This is a genomic window from Deltaproteobacteria bacterium (assembly GCA_003194485.1).
Taxonomy (GTDB): Bacteria; Desulfobacterota; Dissulfuribacteria; order Dissulfuribacterales; family UBA3076; genus UBA3076.
Genome location: PQXD01000006.1, coordinates 78396 through 88362, shown reverse-complemented (window position 1 = coordinate 88362; position 9967 = coordinate 78396). Strand labels below are relative to the sequence as shown.

General features: G+C 47.1%; 9 protein-coding genes. 3 read left to right on the top strand and 6 right to left on the bottom strand.

The genetic code is table 11. The features are described from left to right. On the top strand, nt 1-728 hold a 728-nt coding region (locus C4B57_05070; GenBank protein PXF54978.1), incomplete at its 5' end, for an IS256 family transposase. Here C4B57_05070 and C4B57_05065 read toward each other — a convergent pair. The 4 genes from C4B57_05065 to C4B57_05050 all read right to left on the bottom strand — a co-directional run bounded on the left by C4B57_05065 (nt 701) and on the right by C4B57_05050 (nt 4887). Then, nucleotides 701-949, bottom strand: a complete 249-nt coding sequence (locus tag C4B57_05065) for a hypothetical protein (protein ID PXF54977.1) — start codon at nt 947-949, stop codon at nt 701-703. The genes C4B57_05070 and C4B57_05065 overlap by 28 nt on opposite strands. A gap of 158 nt (nt 950-1107) precedes the next feature. Further along, nucleotides 1108-2583, bottom strand: coding sequence for a histidine kinase (locus tag C4B57_05060; protein ID PXF55012.1), 1476 nt, complete (start codon nt 2581-2583; stop codon nt 1108-1110). Nucleotides 2584-2695: 112 nt separating this feature from the next. Beyond that, nucleotides 2696-4390 (bottom strand): hypothetical protein, encoded by a 1695-nt coding sequence (locus C4B57_05055; protein PXF54976.1) that lies wholly within the window; start codon nt 4388-4390, stop codon nt 2696-2698. A gap of 56 nt (nt 4391-4446) precedes the next feature. Next, nucleotides 4447-4887, bottom strand: a complete 441-nt coding sequence (locus tag C4B57_05050; GenBank protein PXF54975.1) for a hypothetical protein — start codon at nt 4885-4887, stop codon at nt 4447-4449. Between the two features lie 68 nt (nt 4888-4955). Here C4B57_05050 and C4B57_05045 point away from each other — a divergent pair, with 68 nt between their 5' ends. Then, nucleotides 4956-5171 carry a hypothetical protein gene (locus C4B57_05045; protein ID PXF54974.1) on the top strand — a complete coding sequence of 72 codons (216 nt, stop codon included), beginning with the start codon at nt 4956-4958 and terminating at the stop codon, nt 5169-5171. A gap of 312 nt (nt 5172-5483) precedes the next feature. On the opposite strand, the gene C4B57_05040 is transcribed toward C4B57_05045, so the two are convergent. Together C4B57_05040 and C4B57_05035 are read right to left on the bottom strand one after the other, a co-directional pair. Then, nucleotides 5484-5849, bottom strand: a complete 366-nt coding sequence (locus C4B57_05040) for a hypothetical protein (protein ID PXF54973.1) — start codon at nt 5847-5849, stop codon at nt 5484-5486. A 452-nt stretch (nt 5850-6301) separates the two neighbouring features. Continuing rightward, the gene (locus C4B57_05035) at nt 6302-9139 is read right to left on the bottom strand and encodes a molecular chaperone DnaK (GenBank protein PXF54972.1); all 2838 of its coding nucleotides are present in this window, start codon (nt 9137-9139) and stop codon (nt 6302-6304) included. Nucleotides 9140-9515: 376 nt separating this feature from the next. Between C4B57_05035 and C4B57_05030 the strand changes: the two genes are divergently transcribed. Then, nucleotides 9516-9851 carry a hypothetical protein gene (locus C4B57_05030; GenBank protein ID PXF54971.1) on the top strand — a complete coding sequence of 112 codons (336 nt, stop codon included), beginning with the start codon at nt 9516-9518 and terminating at the stop codon, nt 9849-9851. Nucleotides 9852-9967 lie beyond the last annotated feature (116 nt).

Below are 9967 nucleotides of genomic sequence, written 5' to 3'. Positions count from 1 at the left end.
TTATTGATGGAGTCAATTTTAACATGCGCATTGCTCGGGACATTGAGACCGTTCCGATTCTGGCAGCTATTGGTGTTACAAAAGCAGGTCACAGGTTGGTATTAGGTCTCCAGTCCGGTGATAAGGAGTCGGCCTCTAACTGGCGTGAGTTCTTCAAGGATTTGAAGGTAAGGGGTCTTGATCCCCAGAACGTCACCCTGGGCATCATGGATGGCCTGCCTGGCCTTGAGGCCGTATTCAAGCAAGAGTTCCCTTCGGCAAAGGTACAACGTTGTCAAGTCCATGTGGCCAGGAACGTATTGGCCAAGGTACCCAAGAAGCTCAAGGGAGAAGTAGCGGATGATTTAAGGTCCATCTTCTATGCCTCTTCAAGAAAGAAAGCCATGGAGTTTTTCGAGCAGTTTAAAAAGAAATGGAAGGATACCATTCCTTCTGCTGTATCCTGTCTTGAGAGATCCATCAATGCCTGCCTGACCTTTTTCAGCTTTCCTGAAGAGGAATGGATATCTCTACGGACCACTAATATCATAGAGAGACTAAACAAGGAATTTAAACGCAGAACGAAACCTATGGAGATCATCGCTGGTGAGACTGCCTGTTACCGTCTCCTGGCCTTTATCTCTCTGAGAATGGAATTGCATTGGAGATCAAACCCAATAGGAAAAGTGCGTAACAACCTGCCTTTTCTCAAAGAATTGGCCTATGAGAAATTCACACAAAAAAGTTGACAGTACCCTTTGAGCTTATACAGATCCTGGTAATCCCTTGTAGTATAGATACCGTGTTCCTGGGCAAAGCGATAACCGACAGCCCCTGGATCTGTATCCACGATCCCGACCAGCTTCATATGAAGCTGGCGGAGTCTTTCAGCAAATATCATCTCCATAATCGCCTTGCACCCGGGACCGCCGCCGACGATTGCCACATTAAGTGCTTTATGCTCTTTCATCTTTCACTCATCCTGAAGTGACAGCAATTCTCTTGTCATGCGCCGCTTGACTATGAGGAAAAAGATAGTCCCTTGGTCGACCTTACTACATTCCACTGAGAGCTTCCTGCCTTTTTCAAGATGGAATATTGTACAAGAAGGCTGGAATATTTTTCTGCTTAGCCTCCAAGAGGGCGCGGTTCAGAAGGCAGCCTGATGACAAAAGTTGACCCCTTCCCGGGTTCAGAGTCTACTTTTATAGTTCCTCCATGCTCATGGACTGTTTTTTGGGTAACCAGCAGGCCGAGGCCCGTACCTTGTGACCCCTTGGTGCTGAACAGAGAGCTGAAGATATGCTTTTTTACGGCCTCATCCATGCCGCAGCCATTGTCAGATACCTGAAAAATAAGCGTCCCGTCACTTTCACGCCTTGTAGCCACCCGTACAATATGTTTCTTGGTCTCGTCTTCATCAAATATTGAAGCATCAATAGCATTGGAAACCAGATTGAGCAGGCAGTGATGAATTCCCTTGGGATCCAAAGATGCGTCGCCTATGCGAGGATCAAGATCTCTGACGATCTCCACTCCGGATTCCTTTGCCCTGAGGTCCATTAGCTTGCATACTTCTTCCGCAATTTCGTTCGGGGAGCATACTTCATATTCAGGCTTGCGCTCCTTTGAGTAGTTGAGGAGATCCATAACCAGGTCGGAGATCCTGCCGATATTCCTTTTCACCATGTCCCAGCCGGTACTGAGGCTGTGCATATCTCTTTTCTCAAGAGCCTTGTCCACTATATAGACTCCTCCCTTAAGACCACCTAAGATGTTTTTGATACCGTGGGCAAGTCCGGCCACAGTTTGTCCGGTGGCAGCCAACCTCTCGGCCTTGATCAATTCCTGCTGTAATCGCTTGATGTCCCTCAGGTCGTGAAGGAAGCTTACGCTGCCGATTACTTCACCATCTTGATACAGTATAGTTCCTGAAAACTTAACCGGTATCTTGTCACCATTCTTTCCCAAGACAAAGATCTCTCGCCAGCCATTCATGTCCTGTCTTTCGCTCTCTTTGCCATGCAGACCTCGCATGATTTCTTCGGCTGTCTCCGGTGGATAGAGGCTCCTTATATCAATCTTCCCTATTACTTCATCCCTGGAATATCCAAATATTCTCTCATCCCCTTGATTAAAGATCATTATTTTTCCCTGCCTATCAGTGCCGATTATACCGTCGATGGAATGCTGGATCAGGTTGTCTTCAAACTCGTACCTCTGCCTTATCTCTTCCGTGGCCTTTTTTACCTTGTTCTCAAGATCGTCGGTATATTCCTTGAGCATTCTCCTTAAACGGAGCCTTTCCTTGGCCCGTTTCAGGGCAACTGCCAGGGCTTCGTCCACAATAGGTTTGGTGACAAAATCGGATGCCTCGAGTTGCAGAGACTGGATAGCCAGGTCCATATCGCCGTGCCCGGTAACAACTATCACCTCGGTTTCAGGGCTTATTTCCTTAATCCTTTTCAATACCTCGATGCCGTCCATGCCGGGCATCTTTATATCGGTTAAGACAATCGGGGGGGCTTCTTTCGCAAATAGCTCAAGGCCGCTTTTGCCGTCCTCTGCCGTCAGCACCTCGTAGCCATCACTTCTCAGTGACATTCCGACAATCCTTCTTGCCGGCTCTTCATCATCAATAAGTAAAAGCTTCAATAGATTACCCCATTTGCTGGAACATTATTTAAGTTTCAGGCCATGAACGGATATCCATTATTCAAGCACCTGAACATGGAGGAAACCTCAACAGAAATGTTGTGCCAACCCCCAACTCGCTCTTTACATCTATGCTTCCGCCGTAATCCTTGATAATTCCATAGCTGATGGACAAACCCAATCCCGTTCCCACCCCCACTTTTTTAGTGGTGAAGAACGGTTCAAATATCTTGTCCAGTATATCTTCAGGAATACCGGTTCCCGTATCGGATACAGAAATTGCAACCCGTCCCCTGTCTGAAAATGATTTAATTGTCACCTTGCCCCCGGGCTCGCCCTTTTCCTCAATGGCTTGCCGGGCATTGACGATCAGGTTCAAAAGGACTTGCTCCAACTTGTTGCTATCTGCCATTATATGGGGCAGGTTATCTTCCAGGTCCAACTCTATCTCAATATTGCGCACCTTGAACTGTTGCCCCAATATCCCAAGGATATTTCTGATAGGCACATTCACGTCAATCTCTGCCGTCTTGACACTAATCCTTGAAAAGTCCCGCATATGATTAATGATTGCCGATGCCCTATCTACCTGGCCAACGATTTCTTCAGTCACGGTCTTTAATTCTTCATCCTTAATCTTTTGGCCCTTGTTGATCATCTTTGACAAAAACGTGGCGCCCATCCTGATAACATTTAACGGCTGATTTAACTCGTGGGCTACGCCTGATGCCATCTCGCCCAAGGTGGACATCTTGCTGGCCTGGATCAACTGGGTCCTCTTTTCCAATTTCTTTATCTCTTTCTCTGAAATATCCAGTTTGGAGACCATATGCTTGAAGGAATCCGCCAGCTGGACCATCTCGTCACCTACATGGGTTTTATATACTTTGCATTCACGACACTCGTCCAGTTTTTCCGGGAAGCTCCCTGATGGCTGGCCAAAACAGAGTGTTCCGTCCACATACCAGCACATTGTCTCAGTGTTTCCATATGCAGGACAGTCGGTTTTTGTGCATTTTTCTATCTCCCAGCATTTGACCTGTCTGCCAAATTCAATGTCTGTCTTCCCGCGGCTGATTTCATCGGCTATTTGTGCGAGTCGGGCAAGGGGTTGAGTAACAAATTTGGATAAGAAAATGAATAAGAAAACACCGACAATCATAAGGGTAGCCAGGCCCCAGACGATCTCCCTGTTCCTGACTTCTGTTACCCGCTTCTCAACGGGGCCCCAGCTAATTCCTACGCTCAGGACCCCCAATATTTCATTTTCGCTTCCATGGCATTTATGACAGGTTTCCTCATTCGGGATGGGCATGGCGTGGAGAAATATCTTTTCTTCTCCCTGTACCTCTAGGTCCTTCGCCAGGGAACCGGTCCCCAGCGCCTCTTTGGTGGCATGGGAATCGTCAAGCCTTTTTACATTACCTGGTAAACCGCTGTATTTGATGTTGCCGGTAAGATCGCAAAGGTTTACAACTTCCACATCCTGCAGTTTATACAGGCTTTCCAGGATGGCCTGCACGGCCTCCATGTCTCCGTTGAGCATAGGGTACTCAATACTTCTCATCACCGTGTCGCTGATCTCATATGCCCGCTCCTCCTGCTTTCCAAAGTGATACTTAATTCGCGTCACCATGTCATAGTAAGTAAGAAGGCCTATTACTACGATTAAAATCACGCTCATACCTACTATCACCTTGTCTCTTATGCTGGTTATGCGTAATTTTGACCATAATCTGTCCAAAAAAGGTGTCATTTTATCTGTCCCTCAATTCTCTATGCTTTCATGATGACGGCATGTAGTGCAGCAGCTCAATATCCCGGATGTTTGTGCCCGCTGTGACAGCCTGTACAGATATTCTTTGGAATGCTCAATGTCTTTTGATGTTCCAGCCTGGTCGGGGCCTTAAGATGCAAGCTGGCCGGACCGTGGCAGGTCTCACACTGTTTATTGATCATCCGCGGGGTCTTTTCCACACTCACAAATCCTCCCGGTTTCCCAAAGCCGGTCGTATGGCAAGGCAGACATTTTGGGTCATGATCTTTTTTTCTCATCTGTATGACCCGGAAATTTCTTGAGTATTTCCAGGTGAGATAGCTGGCCACATGCCCTGGATGGCATTCTTTGCACTTGTCCATTCCAACATAGGTAGCCTTCTCTTTCTCAGCCCGGAGATACGGGGTGTTCAAGGCAAAGAGACAGAAAGCAAAAAGTACGGTGGTCATGATGACAAACAGTTTTTTCATTCTCATCTTCCTCCTTTGATCAGAATCTATATCGAAAGTCCGGAAAAAAGAATCTTATTACAACAGTGCGAAACATGATGGATAAAATGGATAAAACAGTTATGTTGAACCGAGTCGCAACCCACGTTCATTTTGCGAACTCTATAAAATATTATAGCATAAAAAATTATATAACCGAAGTTCATGTCTCTATGTTTTATAAAAACCTTTACATTGTCATTGCGAGAAGCAAAGCGACGAAGCAATCTCAACAAGGCTCACAAACTTATGCCGCGAGATTGCTTCGCTAACGCTCGCAATAGCAACATCTTAGGGATGAATTGTTTTTTATTCTTGACTTTGTCCTGCAGGGATAAGAATATGCGTCCGCCCCCTTTTAGGGGGGGCAGCAATCCTTACAAGCCACCGCCTATGGCAGTGGTAGTTGACTTGGCAGCACTACTTAAGCTTTGAATAAATAGGGCAAATATTTCTTTATTATATTTGCCATTCTTTACATCTTTTCCAATTATTTCATTCAAGGCATCAAAAGGATTCATTGCGCTTCTGTATGGTCTGTCATCATTTGTCAATGCTTCATAACAGTCAACAATGGCAAGTATTTAAGAAAATCTTGCTAATTGACTTTCAGTTTTGTTGAGTGGATATCCAGTACCATCTGATTTCTCATGGTGTTCAAGAGCACCAAGAGATAAGTGTTTAAGATATTCATTTCTGAATTTGCATCCTTTTAAAATATTATAACCTCTATAAGTATGGCTTTTAATTTCTTCAAATTCTTCATCACTCAGTTTCCTTTGTGCATTAAGTATTTTTTGATTAACTTTTGTTTTGCCAACATCATGCAATAATCCGTAATCCGCATAACCCAAGTATCTTTGTTTCATCCAGTGAAAGATTAATATAAAATGCAAAGCCCAATACAAGTGCCATGACATTGATAGAATGCAAGATTGTGGAATAATCATTGTGTGATATATCTATCAGGTTTTTAACAACATCATATTCTTTTGAATAGTCGCTGACTAAAATATTTACTGTATCATAAACACCTTCAAGGCTTCTACTTCTTGGTTCTTCTAAAGTTTCTCTTACAATATTAATAAGAGTTTCCTTGACTTTTGTATGATTATTTGATTTTATAACATCTTCTAATTTCTTGTTAAATGCTTTTTGTGCTTCTTGAATACCTTTTATTTTATCTGAATATTTGATGTATAATATAGATGGGTGCTTTTCCTTTCTGATACGCATATCACTGATAGTTATTCCTTCTTGTTTGTATAGAATAAATCTATTTTTCTCTCCCTTAATATAGAGAGGTACTTTTCTATAAAAATTCAATTGCGATTTCCTTGCTCGGATGTACTCGGTCATCTATATAATAATCATCAATATCTTAAATAATACCTGTGGAGTGTTATGCTCGCATATCGTCTGTCTGCTCACTTGTCATTACCTGCTCCAGGATAAGGCCCTCAGGCAGACTCTCCCCAAAGGCCTGGTTTCTCTCTTTTCCTGCAAGAGCAACGGTTTTCCGTATAGGTTCCAATTCCTCTTCTCCGGCCCCCAGCAATTGGAGCCAGGTGATTACCTCCTGGCGGAAAGCGGCCTGCAGGTCCCTGGTCCTGTCCCCGGTAAGCCTTGCCATGGAGACCACGGCATTAATGAGCTTCCGGGATTGCTTCAATTCCTGTTTTTTCAGGACTTTCAGCCAGGAAGATACCTCTCCGGGAGGCACCACCTTATTGGCCGGACCGTAAAGCGGTTGTCTTGAACCTAAACGGGAAAGCGCCCACAGGACACCCTGCCACGACCGGTTCTTAACAAGGTTCGAGATAAGTTCCCTCCCGAGCTCTATCTTGCAGGATATATCAAGCCGTTCAAGGTTGGCAGCAAAGAGCCATATCTCACGCCTCTCCTCCTGGGATATTTTAACAGGCCTCACTTTGGCTCGTTTGCGTCTCTTGGACCGGGCAGGCAATAAGGCATTTGACATGGCGGAAAATATCTGTGTCTGCTGGCCAGGGCCCAGACCTGCCGCAATACGACGCCAGAAGATCCACCACTGAAGCCTTGGCTCCATCTCTTTTGAAAAAACCAGGCCATCAAAATAAAAGGGCCATACCTTCTTGATCCGCCATGGATCCGTCACCTCACCGGCCCCTGGACGAAGGCAAAAACCTGTCAGATTATACCATCTGGCCTCGTGTTGCGGGGACCTTCCACGTCCGGCCTTTATATCAAGTAATGCATCAGCCAGGGCACGCAATATGGGAAGTGACCACAAGTCCTTTTCCATTCCCATGCACTCTGCCAGACGCCTGGGAAGTTGTGAGGGTGCAAGGGCCTCCTCTCCCTTATCCGGTGAAAAGCACCTGCGGATCTCTTTCCTGGCCTCTTCCAGGGCCTTAAGGTCTTCTTCGGACAGCCCTTTCGGCTCTTCCTCCATCTGTTCATCAGATGGGGCCACCCGCACTCCTTCGACCTGATAGTTTGAATCTGCGCCACTTGGCTCTGAATCCCTGAGCTGAAACTGCAAACGCCACCTGTGAGGGCTCTCCTGTGACTCGCAATAGAGTTCCAGGGTCCCTATGGCCGTGACTTTTGCACCCAGTCTGACGGGAATCTGTACATCCCGTCCCTTTTTGCCGTAACGCAGAACTGTCTGGAGCGGCGGAAGCTTGATAAAGTCATCGGAATCCACCGGCACCAGGTCGCCCACCTTATCTCCCTTACGTGTGGTGGAGCTGTAGAGTGAAAACTTCACCGGCCTGTTTGTCCGGACCCGAAAGGTCTTTGAGACCTCTACCTCTTTTCCCTCCTCTGTCCCCCTCTCCACCAAACAGACTCCCATAGGGGCCCGGATCTCCTCGTCCAGAGCCACGCCCACGAAATAGGACCTTGCCATTCCTCCGCCTACTCGAAGCCCGAGGCCCTGTGTAACCAGTCCGTAATATGCAGCCCCCCAGGATATTGCCAGGTCAAGGGACCTGCTGTCTAAGACCCTGACAGGATGTCCGGACCAGGATGTCAATATCTCCTTGAGGCGCTTTCGTATCAAATCCGGCTTGAGTGAACCCCCATTAAAGAGCACCACATTGGGCATTTGCCCTCCGCCCTGCCTTGAGAGAAAACGGGCGAGATGTTTGGTCACAGCCGGATCGCTTACATAGGGAAGTCCCATTTCCCTGAGACCGGTCCCGCCTTTTTTCAGGGAATCTCCTGCTTTAAGGTCTGCCTCGGGGAAAAAGCCATCGATAATGACCTCTTTCACCTGATCCCGAAAGAGATCTGTCATCATAGTACCGCCAATCAGGGATCGCCCGCGGCCCGTAAGCCTGATAGTGGTTTTCTCCGGCCCTCCGTCTTTTAAAAGGATCTCTTTTGCCTGCCTGCACTGATGATACAGTGCATGCCAACGGGCGGTGTCCAATTCCAGGCCCAGGGCCTTTTCCGCCAAGGCTGCCAGGGCAAGATCCATGTTGTCTCCGCCCAGAAGCAAGTGATCTCCTACTGCCACCCTTTCAAGCTTGGGGGTATCCGAGTCTCCCTCGCAGGAGATCAATGTAAAGTCAGTCGTGCCACCGCCTACATCACATACCAGGAGGCGATCTCCCGGGTGCAGAGAAGTATCCCATTGTCCTTCATGGAAAGAGAGCCATGCATAAAAGGCAGCCAAAGGCTCTTCCAGTAAAGTCACGGAAGACAGACCCGCCTCTTTTGCTGCCCGTACGGTAAGCTCCCTCGCGACCTCGTCAAAGGAAGCCGGCACAGTCAAGACCACTATTTGCGCCTCCAAAGGCTCCGGCATCTTGTGGTTCCAGGCCTCTTTGATATGCTGAAGGTAGCGTGATGACGCGGTAACTGGTGAGACCTTGTCTATCTCAGATCCTGCGCCCCAGGGAAGAATAGGGGCCTCCCTGTCAACCCCCTCGTGGCACAGCCAGCTCTTGGCTGAAGATACCAGCCTTCCGGATACAAGCCCACCCTGGTCCCTGGCAAAGGCACCGACCGCATAGGTCCTTCCAGGGTCCCAGGGAAGGGCGGTTGCCCCGGCCTGGAGATCATGTTTCCCTGACAGGTAAAGGAATGATGGCAAGGTCGGCCTTTCGGCCACTCGACCTTGGCCCACAATCTGTGGCACATCAAAGGCGAGTATATTAATAGAGCCAGGCCTTACATCACGGAGGTCCACATAGCCTACTGCAGAGTTGGTAGTTCCAAGATCTATTCCTACTATATATCTTTCTTTCATCCCGAATTATGCACTCCAAATACCGAAAAGGGGAAATTTTCTTTAATATTGGTCTATTATACGTTACAAATGTATTTAAATCTTTCACCCAAAAGGTGAAGCTGTTTTTGATATATATTTTTTCGGCATTTGAAGCCGCAAAGGGTTGCTGATTTCACCGAATCTGCTTTGTTGTCGGGCGCTTGAAGTACCAAAGTACGTCTACGCACCCTCCGCCTCACATCTTCGGCAAACTCAGCAACTGCATAATCCGAGATTATGCTCATAGATCTACACTAAGACAATGAAGAAAAAATTCAACAGAGGCCTGAATTCAATTATAATGGCTTTATATTTTGTAACCGTTCACAGGTTCAGGGTTCAAGGTTAGAGAGCGATGAAAATTGAACTTCTTAAAGACGCCAGAAAAAACCCCGTGGGAGGACATGGAGTGAAGCCAACGGATTCCCCGGTTAACAGGAAAAAACCGGACCGGGGGGCTTCAGTCCCTACCCCTCAATATCCAAACAGGTTCTTTGCCAGAGAAGGGGTGGACCCGCTTAAGTACGCCTTTGATCGCAAGGTCGCGGTCCATGCAGGTGCCGGAGGACAACCTCTTCCTGCTGAAGAGGCCCTGCCCGCCTGGCAGGCCCTCGGCATCAAGCCTGACGGCTCGCCTCGAAGGACAGTCTATATCCACGTCCCCTTCTGCCAGAGCCGGTGTCTCTTTTGAGTCTGTCCCGCAAATATTAGTTGCAAAATGAGGCCGAATTCGGTAAAATATTATATAATTTCAACATGATAATTGCTTTTTGAGGGCCTCATGAACTACAATTTCAGAAGCTATAA